General features: G+C 38.2%; 16 protein-coding genes. 5 read left to right on the plus strand and 11 right to left on the minus strand.

From position 1 onward, the window contains the following. Positions 1-19: 19 nt before the first annotated feature. Positions 20-943 (minus strand): MBL fold metallo-hydrolase, encoded by a 924-nt coding sequence (locus G4Y78_RS24440; RefSeq protein WP_163835491.1) that lies wholly within the window; start codon positions 941-943, stop codon positions 20-22. Between the two features lie 200 nt (positions 944-1,143). Continuing rightward, positions 1,144-2,355 (minus strand): BaiN/RdsA family NAD(P)/FAD-dependent oxidoreductase, encoded by a 1,212-nt coding sequence (locus G4Y78_RS24445; RefSeq protein WP_163835492.1) that lies wholly within the window; start codon positions 2,353-2,355, stop codon positions 1,144-1,146. A gap of 223 nt (positions 2,356-2,578) precedes the next feature. On the opposite strand from G4Y78_RS24445, the gene G4Y78_RS24450 reads away from it, so the two are divergent. Then, entirely contained in the window at positions 2,579-2,905 is a 327-nt protein-coding gene (locus tag G4Y78_RS24450; protein WP_163835493.1) for a type 1 pili tip component, read from the plus strand. Positions 2,906-2,954: 49 nt separating this feature from the next. Here G4Y78_RS24450 and G4Y78_RS24455 read toward each other — a convergent pair whose 3' ends face one another. Both G4Y78_RS24455 and G4Y78_RS24460 read right to left on the minus strand, forming a co-directional pair. After that, a complete protein-coding gene (locus G4Y78_RS24455) occupies positions 2,955-3,623 on the minus strand; it encodes a class I SAM-dependent methyltransferase (protein ID WP_163835494.1) in 669 nt (222 codons plus the stop codon). Positions 3,624-3,695: 72 nt separating this feature from the next. Beyond that, positions 3,696-4,031: a hypothetical protein gene (locus tag G4Y78_RS24460; RefSeq protein ID WP_163835495.1), complete on the minus strand. Its 336-nt coding sequence runs from the start codon at positions 4,029-4,031 to the stop codon at positions 3,696-3,698. A gap of 237 nt (positions 4,032-4,268) precedes the next feature. On the opposite strand from G4Y78_RS24460, the gene G4Y78_RS24465 reads away from it, so the two are divergent. After that, entirely contained in the window at positions 4,269-6,740 is a 2,472-nt protein-coding gene (locus G4Y78_RS24465; protein ID WP_163835496.1) for a DNA polymerase II, read from the plus strand. An 18-nt stretch (positions 6,741-6,758) separates the two neighbouring features. Here G4Y78_RS24465 and G4Y78_RS24470 read toward each other — a convergent pair whose 3' ends face one another. Together G4Y78_RS24470 and G4Y78_RS24475 are read right to left on the minus strand one after the other, a co-directional pair. Next, entirely contained in the window at positions 6,759-6,935 is a 177-nt protein-coding gene (locus G4Y78_RS24470; RefSeq protein ID WP_163835497.1) for a PEP-CTERM sorting domain-containing protein, read from the minus strand. Further along, positions 6,916-7,155: a hypothetical protein gene (locus G4Y78_RS24475; RefSeq protein WP_163835498.1), complete on the minus strand. Its 240-nt coding sequence runs from the start codon at positions 7,153-7,155 to the stop codon at positions 6,916-6,918. The genes G4Y78_RS24470 and G4Y78_RS24475 overlap by 20 nt, the downstream gene beginning before the upstream one ends. A gap of 1,387 nt (positions 7,156-8,542) precedes the next feature. On the opposite strand from G4Y78_RS24475, the gene G4Y78_RS24480 reads away from it, so the two are divergent. Further along, positions 8,543-8,944 carry a hypothetical protein gene (locus tag G4Y78_RS24480; protein ID WP_163835499.1) on the plus strand — a complete coding sequence of 134 codons (402 nt, stop codon included), beginning with the start codon at positions 8,543-8,545 and terminating at the stop codon, positions 8,942-8,944. Positions 8,945-9,162: 218 nt separating this feature from the next. Then, positions 9,163-9,933: a substrate-binding periplasmic protein gene (locus G4Y78_RS24485; RefSeq protein WP_163835500.1), complete on the plus strand. Its 771-nt coding sequence runs from the start codon at positions 9,163-9,165 to the stop codon at positions 9,931-9,933. 158 nt (positions 9,934-10,091) lie between these two features. Here the strand turns inward: G4Y78_RS24485 and G4Y78_RS24490 are convergent, their stop codons facing one another. From G4Y78_RS24490 to G4Y78_RS24510, 5 genes are all read right to left on the minus strand, one after another. Beyond that, complete coding sequence (locus G4Y78_RS24490; RefSeq protein WP_163835501.1) at positions 10,092-10,550, minus strand: hypothetical protein; 459 nt, start codon at positions 10,548-10,550, stop codon at positions 10,092-10,094. Positions 10,551-10,774: 224 nt separating this feature from the next. Next, positions 10,775-12,658 (minus strand): DNA topoisomerase IV subunit B, encoded by a 1,884-nt coding sequence (gene parE / locus G4Y78_RS24495; RefSeq protein WP_163835502.1) that lies wholly within the window; start codon positions 12,656-12,658, stop codon positions 10,775-10,777. Positions 12,659-12,675: 17 nt separating this feature from the next. Further along, a complete protein-coding gene (locus tag G4Y78_RS24500) occupies positions 12,676-13,305 on the minus strand; it encodes a YqiA/YcfP family alpha/beta fold hydrolase (protein ID WP_163835503.1) in 630 nt (209 codons plus the stop codon). A gap of 130 nt (positions 13,306-13,435) precedes the next feature. Beyond that, positions 13,436-14,239, minus strand: coding sequence for a 3',5'-cyclic-AMP phosphodiesterase (gene cpdA, locus G4Y78_RS24505; protein ID WP_230425776.1), 804 nt, complete (start codon positions 14,237-14,239; stop codon positions 13,436-13,438). 295 nt (positions 14,240-14,534) lie between these two features. After that, on the minus strand, positions 14,535-14,978 hold the full coding sequence (locus G4Y78_RS24510; RefSeq protein WP_163835505.1) for a DUF1249 domain-containing protein: 444 nt from the start codon (positions 14,976-14,978) through the stop codon (positions 14,535-14,537). Positions 14,979-15,637: 659 nt separating this feature from the next. Between G4Y78_RS24510 and G4Y78_RS24515 the strand changes: the two genes are divergently transcribed. Next, the gene (locus G4Y78_RS24515; RefSeq protein WP_163835506.1) at positions 15,638-17,023 is read left to right on the plus strand and encodes a TolC family outer membrane protein; all 1,386 of its coding nucleotides are present in this window, start codon (positions 15,638-15,640) and stop codon (positions 17,021-17,023) included. Positions 17,024-17,042 lie beyond the last annotated feature (19 nt).

The following is a 17,042-nucleotide window of genomic DNA, read 5'->3' on the forward strand; positions in this document are numbered from 1 at the left end:
CGCTTTCCAAAACAGCTTTTTAATTCAAATTAAAACACTCCAGATCTTCTGCTAGCTCAATTATCCCAGAATAATTTTTCTCAATTATTTTTATGTTTTCATCCAGGGTATCCAAACTTCTTTTCATAAAATGAGACAGCACTAACCGTTTTACTTTAGCCTCGTTAGCCAGTTTACCTATTACAGACGGACTAGCATGTAATCGCCCTGCCACTCGATCTGCTTTTTCTGGCACCGCATGAGCCATAAACAGAATATCGGCTCCCTGAATTAGTTTAAGGAAAGCGGGGTTATCACCATTTTGATCACCACTAAAAGCTATTTTTTTACCATTAATTTCCACTAAATAACCGACCGTTGGAATTGCCCAATGATTAACCCCTACACTTGAAACTTTTAAACCATCTTCCTTTAGGACAGAGGTAGGTTGCTCTGATTTGTTGTCTACTTCCAACAGCTCTGTTTTAAATAACCCACCTTTACCACTGAGGTAACCAGATAAATATCGAAATGCACCAGACTTCGGGTTAAACAATGCATCCATAAATTCAATCAAACCTGGAAAGCGTGATCCACCTGCAGGACCAGAAATGAGTAGACTATCTTTCCGATTAATAAAAAAGCCACTTTTTAGTAAAGCAGGCAAATCAGCCACATGATCAGTATGAAAATGGGTTATCCCTATCAGTTCTAAGTCTTCTATTTTTCCTTGGGCTTCACCAAACCGCTGAAAAACTCCCCCTCCCATATCAACTAAGGCAATTGACTTGTTGTTATGCCAGATCAAGTATCCAGAACTTGCACGCTCATCATCAGCAATTGGCCCTCCAGATCCTAATACTTGAACAGCTAAATTGGTTTTGTCACATTCAGCAGCAACAACACCAACACTTAAGTTCATACTCAGTAACAATATTGCACTATATTTTTGAAAAATATTCATAAAAAGCCTTTAAAGTCCATAATTAAAAGACACAAACTTATTAAAAATAATAGTGCTAAACACTTTCAACTGTGTCAATACAAGCACCAATTATGTATGGCTTAATCGAAAGGAGTTAATTTTATAGCAAGATATGTATTTTCCAAATTTCACCAAAACAACTAACTAAATCCCTTTACTCTCTTTAGTTTCCTAGTCTTTTATACATACTTCCCAGCAGCATAGCCTGAAGCCCATGCCCATTGGAAGTTAAAGCCACCTAAGTGCCCTGTAACATCCAAAACTTCTCCTACAAAATATAGACCTTCTACTAGCTTGCTTTCCATGGTTTTTGAAGACACATCATTTGTATCGACACCACCCAAGGTGACTTCTGCCGTCCGATAGCCTTCTGTTCCACCTGGCATAAACTGCCAATGATTTAATTGATTAGCAATGGATTCTACCTCTTTACTGCTTAGCTCAGCTAATTTTTTATTGGTAAAATAACGCTCCATTAACTTATCAGTAAGCCGTTTAGGTAGCCATTGATTTAAAACTGTTTTCAACTGGATTTTACCATCGGTTTGCTTGCGTTCTTTTAATTCATCAAGCACACCTATTTGTGGACATAAATTAATTGTTACCGCTTCTCCAGGTCTCCAATAGTTACTAATTTGTAGTACTGAGGGCCCACTAATACCACGATGGGTAAATAGTAGTTGATTTTTGAATTGTTTACCTGACTTTGCAGTAATCGAAACTGGTAAGGAAATACCTGATAATTCAGAAAACCAAGTTTTATCTTCATTATTCCAAGTAAATGGGACTAATGAAGCACGATAGGTATGCACTTTATGGTCAAACTGCTCTGCCAGCTCAAAACCAAACCCCGTTGCTCCCAAGGTAGGTATTGAAAGTCCACCCGTTGCAATAACGAGTGACTGACACTCTATCACTTCAGTACTAATGACGTTTTTCTTTTTATCTATTTTTTCAAGTCCTAATTTGAAGCCTTTAGTCTGTTTTTCCACCGATTTTAACTGTGTTAGCACTTCAACTGTAGCATTCACTTTTGTTACTTCTGTCAGTAACATATCAAGAATGTCTTTACTGCTATTATCACAAAACAGCTGGCCTTCTTCTTTTTCATGCCAAGGTATCTGATGCTGATCAACCTGAGCAATAAAGGCCCACTGATCATATCCCTTCAATGCTGACTTACAAAAGTGTGGGTTGCTGGATAAAAAACAATCAGGTTCAACATAGAGGTTGGTAAAATTACAACGCCCACCACCAGACATTAAAATTTTCTTGCCAGGCTTGTTGGCATGGTCAATTACCAGAACGGATCTACTTCTGGCTCCAGCCTCAGCCGCACACATCAAGCCTGCTGCACCTGCACCAATTATTACAACATCTTTTGAACGCATTCAATTGCTCACCTAAAGCTACTAATTAGTAAAGCAAGACCAGCAAACACTCACTTTAATTTAATCTAACAGGGCAAATTATCAGTGAATACAGACTCTAAGTCGAGTAACCAGAGAATAGAAAATGCAGTTCTTGAAGAAAACAATCAATCCACTAGCTGGCTTGATCAACTCTTGTCTACTATTAATACCAAGCAAGCTACTTTCGAATAGGGAAATTACTATGAAAATCCGTGACTTACTTGAACTATGGGGTAGCCCAGACAAGGAACAGCGCACTCGCAAGTTTTATGAAATTCGCTTGACCCAGCACGATGCCGCCAAAATTGCTGCCATTGCTGACTTATATAAAGGCCGTTCAGAACAGCAAATAATAACTGATTTATTATCTGCCGCATTAGATGAGCTGGAAGAAGCTTTTCCTTACCAGTCTGGATCAAAAGTGGTAGCTTATGATGAAGATGGAAACCCAATTTACGAAGATGTTGGCTTAACCCCTCAGTTTATATCACTGACTAAGCGGCACTTAGCAAACATGCAATCAGAATAAGTATACCATTTGCGCTAGCTATAAATTTGTAAGTCAGATAGGATAGAAATCAAGGTCTAACAGAAAATATTGCCGTACAACCTTCTACCTGTAATTCAACATGACTAAAGTTGGATGACAAGCAATTTCGTAGTTCCTCTAAGCTATCTTGTTTGTTGTTAAATACTCCAAGTCTATTCATGATAGCTAGCACCAACCTTGCAAGTAGTCCTTTTGGTACATCTTGGTACAATACCGTAGTGCCAAATAAAACACCATTTTCATTTAGCAACGATTTCAAGTGTTTGAAAGCAACACCTTTTTCTTTAAAGCTTCCGGGCACACAATGCATAACATAATTAATACTGATAGAATCGAAAGATGCTATTGACTCTGTTATTGGTTCAAGTAGATTTTGCTGGTAAATTTCTGGTTGATAACGAGCGACTGCTTTTGCTGTTTTTTGCAAGCAGCTTTGACTTAAATCCATCAAGCCCAAACGTAGTTTTTCTGACTGAAACCTTACCCTGTTTAATAAATAGCCTGTTCCTACCCCGACCTCAAGATGATTATTGCTTATATAATTCGCATAGTGATCATCCAGCCGTTTTGTTGAACAACCCCAAGCATATTTTGAAATAATACCATAGAGTACCCAGTCATAAAAAAACAAACTTAATTTATTAAAATACTTTTGGGATTTTTTGACTTGATGATTTATCTTTTCATCTTCATTCATGCTAGAAGTCATGCTAATTCTCAGGAATTTCTTCTGGCATTATAATATACTTTTTGAATAAGTTTATTAGCCTCAAGCTGCTAGATACTCTTCTATATAGTTGGCTAAATGATCGTGCAATTCATCCTCAAATGCATCTAATTCTCTGGAAAATATTCGTAAATATTTATCAGCCATATCAGACGAAATATCTCGACTACCTATCTGAAATGCAAACTCAGGTAGTGCCTTATCATATCGTGGAATAAATGACCAATTAACAAAATGATAATTAAGCGCAGCTTCTTTGGAATAAACAAACTTACAAAAGTCTTCGATGTGGCTCATCCCTTCTGGTCCAAGACAACCAGGTTCCACTCGAACAATAACGGTTAATTTTTTATCTTCCGGAACAGAACTACTCATCATTTATAGCATCAGTATACTAATAAAACTATTGTTTTAGCATAGTAGATTTAGGTAAAAGTGCCTAATAAAACTATGACATAATATATTAACAAAGTAGTTTTTAATAATAGAGTGATCTTAAACTTAGGTGTTAATTACTCAATCCCAAAGCATTCTGAAGCCGTTAGTATGCCCCTCTCCTAGTCATTAACTTTGCATCATGCCAAAATAGAAGCAAATAACCCGTGTGATTTAGAGATGATAGACACGCTTGATGGCTTTTTAATCACTAGACAATGGAGTGATATTACCGACACCATGGGTAATACACACTTACAATTGAGTTTTTGGATAACGACTCAACAAGGTCCTGTACGGATACGTTATACAAACCAACAAGCCATATTCTTTATTGATGCACACCAGATAGAGCAAGCCAGAGCAGTCATAGCCAGCCATGTTCCAACAAATTACTGGTATGACAAGCCTATTACCCTGAAAAATTTTCAAGGCCATGCAATTTACGCTGTTTATTTTATCCAACAGCGAACCTTATACGATGTCAGAAAACATTTAAAAGAACAGGGAATAACACCACTGGAAGCCGACATTCAACCAACTGATCGATTTTTAATGGAACGCTTTATTACAGGCGCTTTTTCTGTCAATGGCCCTTTTATACAACAGAATGGCTTTCTGGAAGTGATTAACCCAAAAGTAAAGCCCTCCTGCTATCAGCCTAGTTATAGTATTTTATCTCTAGATATTGAAACAGCAATGAGTGGTAATCAGCTTTATTCAATTGCCTTGATAGCAACCAATAGTGCCAAGCCACAACAAATACAGCAGTATGTGTTTATGATTGGCAACAATGATAGCCAAACAATAAAGCCAGACTACCTTTACTTTTGTCATGATGAAACAGAGTTAATGACTCAGTTTATTAACAAACTGAAAAAAATAGATCCAGACATTGTTATTGGCTGGAATGTCATCAACTTTGATTTGCGTTTCTTACAGCGAGTTGCTGATCGATTACATCTACCTCTAAAACTGGGTAGAGGAAACACTTTATTGGACTGGCGACAATCCCGAACCAATAGTGAACACTATACACTGATGCTACCAGGCCGTTTAGTATTAGATGGCATCGATACCCTTAAATCAGCTACTTATAGTTTTGAAAGTTTCTCGTTAGAAAGTGTCGCTAATAAAGTATTACAACGAGGTAAACTAATTCAAACAGAAGAACACCGAGGCAAAGAAATTACCCGACTGTTTAATGATGATAAGAAGGCACTTGCCGCCTATAATTTAGAAGACTGTCAATTAGTATGGGATATCTTCCAAGTAACAGAACTGATTGAATTTGCTATTGAACGCGCTCAATTAACTGGGCTCGCAATGGACCGTTTTGGCGGCTCGGTTGCCGCTTTTGATAATCGTTATTTACCTCGCTTACATCGTGCTGGTTATGTTGCTCCTAATATCCCTGACAATCCTCACGGGGTTGGCAGCCCTGGTGGTTATGTTATGGATTCCTATCCTGGGATATACAATCATGTGCTTGTGTTAGACTTTAAAAGCCTGTACCCCAGTATAATCCGCACTTTCAAAATTGACCCTTTAGGACTGATTAAAGGTATTGATAGCTGCCAGACCACACCAAAAACTGATAAATCAGAAACATTAGTAAAAGATAAAGAAAACTTTATCCCAGGTTTTAATGGCGCTATTTTTTCCAAACAAAATAATATCTTACCAGATATTATTGGTGAGCTTTGGGCAGCAAGAGACGATGCTAAACAACATAATCATACGGCCATGTCCCAAGCTATTAAAATACTAATGAATTCCTTTTATGGTGTGCTGGGCACCCCAGGCTGTCGTTTTTTTGATTACCGTTTACCCAGCTCAATTACCTTACGTGGTCACTTTATTTTGTATAAAACCAAAGCCTTGATAGAACAAAAAGGCTATCAGGTAATTTATGGTGATACAGACTCAGTATTTGTATCGCTAAAAGGTTATCACCCCAATATTGCTTCAGAAACCATCAAAGAGATTGGCAGACAATTAGCCAAAGAACTGAATCAGTGGTGGTCAGATTACCTTTATCAGGAGTATCAAATAAAAAGCTATTTAGAAATCCAATTCGAAACTTACTTCAAGCGTTTTATTATGCCAACCATTCGCGGCTCTGAAAAAGGTAGCAAAAAACGTTATGCAGGCTTATCCATCAATGAGAGCAATCAGCCAGAACTGATCTTTAAAGGGTTAGAAACCGTTAGAACAGACTGGACACCACTCGCCAGAGAGTTTCAGCGGGAACTGTACCGCCGTATATTTAATGACGAACCGTATCAAGACTATATACGCTCATTAGTCGCTGATATTTATGACGGACAAAAAAATCAGCTACTTATCTATAGAAAACGTATTCGCCGCCGCTTAGTTGACTATCAAAAAAATATTCCACCTCATGTACAAGCCGCTAAACTAGCAGAGTTAAGAAGACAACAAGAAAATAAGCCACCAAAGTATAACCGAGGTGGCTGGATTGAGTATTGTTTAACTACCAGCGGGCCAGAGCCAGTTGAATATTTGCAATCGCAACTGAACTATGACCTTTATATTGAGCGGCAAATCATGCCGATTGCTGATAGTATTCTGCATTTTTTAGATACTTCGTTTAGTGAAATTATAGATAGGCAGATTGGGTTGTTTTAATCCCTTTACTCGTGATTATTACATTGCTAGTGGTTGATAGCTCACTTCAGCCCGTCTTCGCCTAAAATAAACAACCCCCAGCATAATAGCAACTATACCCATTAACAGCCATTCTTCTGGTTCTGACTGCACCGAAAACATATCAGTTGGTGTAGTAATATCTTTTTGTCCCGTTTCAACTTCTCGCTGAAACAATTGCTTTCTTTTCTGTTTTTTCAATAGGAGTATCATAAAAACGCTGATAAAATTCAGCTGCTTTAGCTTTATCTCTTCTAAAATCCTTACCTTCATAAAGAAAAGGAGCAGCTACAACATTAAAAAAATCTTGTGATAATTTAGCCAATAAATAATAAGATGAACCAAATGCAGATTTATAAGCAGTAAGTACAGCATTGCTTTGCTCAGTGGTAGACACATAACGATATGCACCAAGTTAGGCATTAACCAATGTAGGCTATAATGGGGGATTATTAAGCAGACTTTGCGCACATTCTGTGCAGTAATAGCTTTATCAACAGTATATTTTTCACCCAGCTCTCCTAGGATCTGTTATCAACATCATAAGTAAACCCGTAACATAACAGCTTTTTATCACCACAGCGTTCCAATATAGTATTTTCCATCCATACCTAAAGACTCATGCAGTCAGCTTACTGCCCCAACCCAAACACTTCACCTAAATACAATAACTTTCTTTCGTATATGTCGTTTATTTTTTACACAAAGGCTCTATATCTATTTCACAAGCAACCCCTTTATTTATAAGCTTAATTCCACTTCGCGAACCAGAAAAGTGTGGAATAGTGTTGTAAAAAACTTATAACTATTTCCCGAATCTCAACATCACAAATAATGTATTCGTGTAACGAAATTTAAATGTGATTTATAAAGCATTTCAATTTACTAAACACTCTAAAATACCCACAAGGAAACTTGGTAGGGGGTAATAGATATGCATCAAGATGATCCAGAAGTAAAATGTCCAAAGTGTTTTTCAATCGTTAATACAAACGTATACAACCGTAGCGGATGTCCAAACTGCAACTATGATCACAGAAACTTTGTGAACATCAAGACACCTGACTGGGGACTAATTCCTAAAGAAGAGCACTATAATGCAGGCCAGTTATTCAAGAGATAACGGTCCACAAAAGACCATTAGGTTTGGGGTAAGCCTTAAAGCAGAGTTTTAAGGCTTTTATTCCTCTTTCAACACCTTATTTCCTATACTTAATGCCCGTAAACTAGCAATAAAGACTCACCACTCCACTGAGTGTGCTATGTGAGAGCGCTATCTACCCTATTATTGTCCTTACTTCTCAACTGCACAAACATGCACCCAAAGCGTAGGGTATAGTCTCGCAAACCACCATCACATAAATATTTGAGTTATATTTAACCATTCAAAAAAGTAAACACCAATTTGTATTTTGTTTGCAAAAATAAAACTACATACCTGATAGCGTCAAACAACAGAACCCTGGTTAGCATCTACTTCAACTCCACTAAGGTCTAATATGCTTAGTAGAGTAACACTATATATTTACCCTCCGCCAAGCAGAGGTCAGTTTAATCTATTTCTCTGTCAAGCTATTCATTAAGTATTGGGAGTCAAGTAAGTCATGAGCTTATTTTTCCCATACTGAATTGATTGTATTAATTACTTTCCTCACAAAGGATAAGTAATTAATACAATCAAAATATATAGCACAAGAAAATAACCATTTTTATCAAACCACTATTTTAATTAATTATGGTGGTTATGATAGAAACAAATCTATTACTACTAAAAAGGATGTCTTATGAAAAAAAGGCTATTAATGGGTTTATCTGCCTTAATTGCTATGCCAGCATTCTCCCAAGTTGTTGTTAATGAAGATGTTGAGTGCACAACTAAAGGAACTAGTATTGTAGGAAAAAGACACACTTGTGATTCAAGTGAAACATATAACGCACCAAGTGGATATTTTATAACAAAACAACCTGCACCTTCCTTCCAAATCGCCTCTAGCAATGGTGCAGATAATAGATGCAATTATGAACTAGGTGGCTATAAAAATATTGGATTTGGTATTGAGGTTCCAACTAGTATAATAATAAAAGCTCATGCTAAAAGTCCTGGTGGAATAGCCACTGGTAGAGGCTGGACTAGATGCAATTTTTCTTATAATTATCGAGTAATCCCTGACTTATCAGGCTTTTAATTTAAAAGAAGCACCCTACCTTTTTAGAAGGTACTTTAAGCCCCCAAAGGGGGCATTTCAAGCATTCTTATGTTTCAAGTCTATGTGCTCTCTCTTCTTTCTATTAGTCAGAACATACAGACCAGTTTTAGGAGTAAAACAGTTTATCAAAGTCAAAGAGACTTTCTTAGTCTACTATTATAATAATAGTACTAGTAAGTCATATAATTGATAAAACCATGAAGCTAACTATATTGATAATACTACTATCAATTTTACTTTCAACCAATATACTAGCCTCTTCTAGTCGAGATCAGTATAAAGATAAAAAATATATCATCCTGTTAGGACCAGTAAGGTTTCTTACAGATTCATTAAATGAAGGTTTAGGAACTTTATTTACTAGAGAGATAATAAAAAGATTACGAAAAAAAGGCTACAAATTTGAACTAAAAATGTATCCTTGGGCAAGAGCCAATTTGGAGTTTAATACTGGAAAAGCTGATGTTTTGTTTCCTGAGCTAATTAAAGATGACTCTCAAGAAGGCATGACAGGAATGCCAATCTTAATGACAAACCAGGCTATATTTACTCTAAAAACCAGCCCCAAATTAGACTTTATAAAAGATTTAAATAACAGAAATGTGGTGATGATTCGAGGAATAATGAAACCTCCAGAACTTCAACATCATAAAAAAAGTCTCATTAACCTCATAGAGGTCGATTCAGTAGAACAAGCTTATCAGATGCTAGAAAGTAAACGGGCATACGGATATATCAACTGGATTCATAAAGATAACTATAACTTACCTAAATTTCATATTGGAAAGTCAGTATTAAAACGGTTCACTGCATATCGCTTTCAAATATCAACTGAAGGAGCAAAATTAATGGAGTCTTTTAATTTTGTCATTGCTGAAACAATTAAAGACGGCACTTATGACCGAGTATTTGAAGAATATAAATTCATGAACAAGCTTATGACAAGCAACATTGAGCATAGTAAATGACAGGCAAGAAAAGAGCCTGTTTAACACTATTTGAATATCACTGTTGTGACTGTAAAAGCACTAACCAAGGGGCGAAAAGAAAAACTTAGTTGTTCTTCTAAATGAGCAACTAGCAACAATGAGTCATGCTTTTACTGTCATAACCCTTCGGGCCGTGATTATTTAGTTAGCTTTATAAACCATAACTCAGAAGTTTTGCCATTTCTTTCTTCAACAAAGTTACAAGTTCCAGAGATTAGTACTGGCTTTTTGTCAGTCACTAAAAGTGTAGTAGCAGTTTGCATAGAAACCCCTGTTTCACGTCTTACTTCTAGCACCATTGGTAATATCTTATGCTCAGATTTACCAGCTTGAGATTCAAGTCTCCCTTTTAAGCGAACTTCAGCTCCTTTGATGCTTCGAATAAAATTGAATTCATTACTATCATCTACTGTTACATTAACAACACCTGTCGATACAACCTGTATTTTATCATTAGGGACTGAGTTTGAAGAAAATGCTTTTTTACAAACGTCAGCTTTAGCAGTTTTTACTTGTAATAACTCTAGCTGTTCAGCCGATACTAAGTGGGATAGAAATATACTTACAACAATTAAAAACTTACTAGCTTTTTTCATTAGCCTAAATACTCAACTTATTAACCCTAACAAAGCAGGAGATATTTTTATCAATACAAAACTGTCACAGAAACTAACATTAACAACACTTGCAGCTGGTTTCAAAGATTCATAATTAATAGCCATTTAATGAACAATTGTTAAAAAGAGCTTATATTAACCTAAAGGTAATACAAGCCCCTATAGGCTTCAATTATTGTGCATTATGCCTTTTTGATAAAAAACTAAACTTCTGCCAAATTTCCAAATCGCTCTAGCCATTGTTTGCGATCGCTGGAGCGTTTTTTCGCTAGCAACATATCCATTGTTTCAAAAGTGGCCTCATCATCATCGAGAGTTAATTGCACTAATCGGCGAGTATCGAGTGCCATGGTGGTTTCCCGTAATTGCATTGGGTTCATTTCACCTAGACCTTTAAAACGCTGAACATTAACTTTACCTTTCTTCTTTTCAGCGCTGATACGGTCTAAAATACCCTGTTTTTCTGCTTCATCAAGGGCATAATAAACCTCTTTACCAATATCAATACGGTATAGTGGCGGCATAGCGACATAAACATGACCAGCTTCCACTAAAGGCTTGAAGTGACGTACAAATAGCGCGCACAATAATGTGGCTATATGCAGTCCATCTGAATCAGCATCGGCAAGAATACAAATTTTGCCGTATCTTAAGCCACTCAAATCACTACTGGCTGGATCTATGCCAAGGGCTACAGAAATATCATGGATTTCTTGGGACGCTAATATATCGCCTGACTCTACTTCCCAAGAGTTCAGGATTTTACCTCTAAGCGGCATAATTGCCTGAAACTCTCGGTCTCGCGCTTGTTTAGCAGAACCGCCAGCAGAATCACCCTCTACTAAAAATAGTTCAGTACGGTCTGGATCTTGACTGGAGCAGTCAGCTAATTTACCTGGCAAGGCTGGACCAGTGGTAACTTTTTTACGTGCTACCTTTTTACTGGCTTTTAAGCGCCGTTGTGCATTATTAATACATAATTCTGCCAATTGCTCAGCTTCTGCCGTATGCTGGTTTAACCATAAGCTAAAAGCATCTTTTGCTACACCTGAAACAAATGCAGCGCACTCACGGGAAGACAACCTTTCTTTGGTTTGCCCAGAGAACTGCGGGTCTTGCAATTTAGCTGATAGCACATAGCTGCAACGCTCCCAGATATCATCAGGACTTAGTTTGACTCCTCTTGGTAACAAGTTACGAAACTCGCAAAACTCACGCATCGCTTCTAATAAACCAGTACGTAACCCATTAACATGAGTACCACCCTGAGCAGTAGGGATCAGATTGACGTAACTCTCTGCAACTATATCCCCACCTTCTGGCAGCCACTGCACAGCCCAATCAACTGCTTCAGTATTACCTTTCATAGAACCAACAAATGGAGTTGGTGGCAGTGTTTCAAATGCCTCTGTAGCCTGCTTTAAGTAGTCCTGCAAGCCATCTTCATAATACCAATGCTCAGTTTCATTAGCAGCCTGGTCATTAAAGACAATTTCCAATCCGGGGCAGAGTACCGCTTTGGCTCTTAATACATGCTTCAGTCGAACCACTGAAAATTTGTGGGAGTCAAAATATTTCGGGTCAGGTAAAAAGCGTACAGTTGTTCCTGTATCCCGCTTTTTACATTCAGCTGCTGCTTTCAGGTTACTGGCTTTTTCACCACCTAAAAAGCCCATTCGATAAACCTGACCACCACGTTTAATAGTCACCTCTAAGTGGCTGGATAGTGCGTTTACAACAGACACCCCCACTCCATGCAAACCACCAGAAAACTGATAGTTTTTATTGGAGAATTTACCGCCCGCATGCAGCCGGGTCAGTATTAATTCAACCCCGCTGATACCCTCTTCTGGATGTATATCCACCGGCATGCCACGGCCATTATCCGACACTGACAGTGAATTATCTTTATAAAGAGTAACCACAATTTGGTTAGCAAAACCTGCCAAGGCCTCATCGACACTATTATCAATAACCTCCTGGGCAAGGTGGTTAGGGCGAGTAGTGTCTGTGTACATCCCCGGCCTTTTCCGAACTGGGTCCAGACCGCTTAATACTTCAATAGATTCAGCGTTATATTTACTCATTACATTCTATACAGTGGTTAAAGTAGACCGAAAAATTTATAGATTAGCGGCAAATACTCCACAAATCCTTCAAACCCATGGTTACCTCCAGGGATGACCCAGGATGGACACGTATGGTAATAACTAACAGCTTTTCGGTAGTCTAAAGTTTCATCACCTGTTTGTACCAGTAATAGACAATTGTCTGGATTCGTAATAGCCGAAACCTGTAGTGCCTTCAACTGCTCAACATGTTCCTCAGTCAAAATAAACTGTTCACTTGTATAATAGTTTGTATGTTCACCCAAGTAATTAGCCATCATTTCATAGGGCCTAACTGCTGGGTTCACTAATACCAGTTTAGTTTCGTGGTGACTGTCTTGCTGATATTGGGATAACTGTTGATAAAGCCAAGTACCATAGTAGCCGCCTAAAGAACTACCGATTAAATAAATGGATCTTTGCATGCTTTCCGACTGAAGGCGAGACCACAATAAATCAATCGCCTGCTCAGGTCCATGGGGTAATGCTGGTACCCAACATTCATGGGAAAAAGACTGGCTCTTTAGCGACTTGATTAATATTTGTGCTTTAGTTGAGACAGGAGAGCTACAAAAGCCATGAATATAAAGAATCAAAGGGTTGGCTACAGTGTTTTCATTAATCATGGATATAGCCCAAAATGGGATTATCAGGGTTTAACCACTGATAATCATTCACGAAACATCAATTAAAGCAGGTGATAATAACAACTAATCAGCTTGGTTGCTTGGGCGAGTTTTATTTTCAGCTTGGTTATTAATAACCAGCAGCTGTCTCATCAATTTGAAAGCTAAACTGATCTGCTCGGTGAATGCTGGTTACCACGTCGCCATTTTGCATTAAGTTAATTAGGCGAAAACCAGGTGCCAAGCTATCCAGTTTAAACTCGTCACTATGCTTGGCAAACTGAATACAAGTGGATGGAGAGCCCAAATAACGAGTATGGAAATCGTTACGATCAAGCTCTTGATGAATATGACCACACAATACTAACTTTACCTGGTCATATTGATCAATTAACTGGTTAAACTTATCTGCATTTCTAAGACCAATATTATCTAACCATTGACAACCCACCGGCAGTGTATGGTGATGAAGGCAAACCATGGTATATTTTGCAGCCGAATTATCTAACTGCTGCTTTAGATAGTTCAGCTCATCATCTGTTAACACTCCATAAACCTTACCTGGTACATTGGAGTTAAGCATCAATACCTGCCAGTTTTCAGCAACAAAAGACCTATTTAAACAAGGACTATTTTTATACAACTGTTGCATTAAAGCATATTCGTCATGATTGCCTGCAATCCATCGCTGAGGAATCTTAAAAGATGCAGTGGAATCAATAAAGCGCTGGTATGATTCTGGCGTACCATCCTGAGAAATATCACCAGTAACAAGCATTAAATCTACTTCTTGCTGTAACTGAGAAAATGCGACAAGAACTGCTTTTAAGCTATCCTGGGTGTTGATACCGAGGAGCTGTCCCTGTTGACTTGCATAAAGGTGACTATCTGTTACTTGTAAAATTCGCAATGCCACCTGAGATGCTGTATTCACTGACAAAAGTAAAGTCCTGCTTGCTCTTAATAAGGCTGATAAACTTGTTTTAAGGTTAACGCTTCAGTAAAGCGCTGAGAATTTAAAAACACTCTGTTTATACCCTTCACTTTGGGTAGAGTTATAGGTCGTATTTTCCTATGCTTAATATTCGTAATGCTCAATTTAGTCATAACCAATATTTGTAACTATAGCAGTGAGTATTTTGATATTTCAGGCCCTATGTTATTTTTTAAAACCAGATCACATTTAATGCTTTTGCTATATCAAAATCACCACCTGGAAGGAACCCAGCTTAAGAAGACAATGTCACTGGCTCATAAAGATGCCCTTGCTCAAGGCAAAATGCCAGCCAATCAGCCAAAAACCGATTCAACTGTGCTTTTTCATCTGGATGGAACATGTGCGGGTTAGGGTAACTGTACTTGGCAGCAAAGTGACGCTGCTTTTGAACGCTTATAACTTCAGCCATTTGGACATCATGATAGACACGCACACTCATTAATGGGGTGACGGCCCATTCTCCCCATTCCGCATCATGGATCAGGCTTATCACTGAAGTATATTTACAGCGCTCAACAACCTTAAGCGTCAGGATACCCTGATAGTTACCTTGAGAAACGGCTATCCGCCGCAGATCATCTGTATCCCCAGGTAGCAGCTTGCATAGCCTAAAGTAGTTGGCCTCGCAGACTGCCTGCTGGTTGACCAAGTCCACTTTATAGCCCATTTTCCTCATGCTACATACCTTTCCACGACGTTACTTAAGACCTTAGACTAACTTACATTACACTTGATTCCACCTATTGGCAAAATAGCTGACGCTTTCGCTCTGTGAAATGGGCAGAAGAGCTAAGTTTTCAAACTACTGAAATGAGAAAAAGTACTAAATCAGCCTTTGAGTTTTCTAAATCAAGCTATAAAACCAAGTGATTCTTAGCTTTTATATGTTTCTAGTTATTTTCCTACAACAGCCACAAAAACAACTAAACATATTAGCGCTAATCTTTACAATTATACCAATTGATTATGGGGAAACAGGTGAGTTATAACTACCAACAATTCAAGCAAGTTAATTATTACTAATTGAATAGTTGCAAAATAGATAGCAGAAAGTTTGTAAATTATAACTTGAAATGCCAGTATCGAATTCAAAAACTCACCCATTTATAGTTTTGTTTTGTTACACTATGCGCCACATTAAAAAAGCAGGCACTAATATTAGGCAAAGCTAAATTTAAAACATCTCGTTGTGTATAAAGACTATTCAGTCACACAACAACTGCTTTAAGGCTAGTTTACTTTTTGTTGATGCTTAGGTGAGAGCACATCAAGTAAAAAAACACTGTAAAAAAATAATTGCATTTAAGTATCCAGGCGACTCAAGGGATTCGATTTATGGCATTGAAACCTTTTTCTACTACATTATTAGTATCTTTGCTTGTCAGCCCATTAGCGATAGCTGAAAAAGCAGACTTACTATCTATTTACAAGCTGGCTTTAGAAAATGATGCGCAGTTTGCATCTGCTCGGGAGCAGTTTAATGCAAGCCAAGAAGCAGATGACCAAGGGTTGGCTGGCTTGCTTCCTCAAATCAACCTGTCCGCCAGCACTTCCAATAGCAAGTCTGTGCAACTCCAAAATGGTATTTCAGGCCGCACTGGCGGCGGAAATACGCATGGCTGGGGGGCTACACTGCAACAACCTATTTTTCAGCTAAGCAGCTGGTTTAACTATACCAAATCGAAAAAAGTAGTTAGCCAGGCAGAAAAGCAACTCAGTTTAGAAACACAATCACTGATTTTACGAGTAGCAGAAGCCTACTTTAACGCCTTAAGGGCTGAAGATAGCCTTGAGACTGCGAAAGCCCGCGAGACAGCGTTTAAACGCCAATATGAGCAGGCACAACAACGCTTTGAAGTTGGCTTAATTGCCAAAACAGATGTATTGGAAGCCAAAGCGGTTTACGACAATGCCCGAGTTACTCGAATCACAGCCGAAAATGATGTGGAAGTTAGCTATGAGGCCATTCGCACTATAACTAATCAGCTTCCTGGAGACTTAGGCAAGCTAGACAAAAATATGCCCGTAAAAGCTCCCACTCCAGCCAAAATTGAAAGCTGGGTAAAAACAGCATTAAAGAGCAACTTAGCTGTTCAGGTAGCAAATGAGGCAGCAAAAGTAGCAGAAGAGGAAGTTAAACGGCAAAAGGCTGGTCATGCTCCAACGGTTAATGCTAAAGCAGAATATGGTCACCTAGCACAACCCAGCACTCGTTCAGCGTTCACTGATAGTAATGGCAAAACCAATACCACCACTTACAGTTTAAACTTTAATTTCCCAATCTATAGCGGTGGTTTAACCAGCTCACAATCCCGTGAAGCCTCTTCATTACTGGCAAAAGCCATGCATGATAAAGACTTTCAAGTAAGAACCACCTACCAACAAACCCGAAACTTTTTTAATACCGTAAATTCAGATGTACAGCGAGTTGATGCCAGGTGGCAAAGCACTATCTCATCAGCTAGTGCATTGGAAGCTACGGAAAGTGGTTATGAAGTTGGTACCCGGAACATTATTGATGTGTTAGAGGCTCAATCTAACCTCTATAATTCACAACAAGATTATTTAAATGCCCGTTATGACTTCATCATCAATACTCTGAAGTTAAAACAGCAGGCAGGCACCTTAAGCCCTGATGACTTAACTGAACTTAATAAGTGGATTAGCAAGTCAGACGATACTGAGTTGTTGCCAGCAATTAAGGACAGTGAAAAGCTTTAAAAGTACATTGCGCTGGCTT

The organism is Spartinivicinus ruber, from assembly GCF_011009015.1.
GTDB classification, from domain to species: domain Bacteria; phylum Pseudomonadota; class Gammaproteobacteria; order Pseudomonadales; family Zooshikellaceae; genus Spartinivicinus; species Spartinivicinus ruber.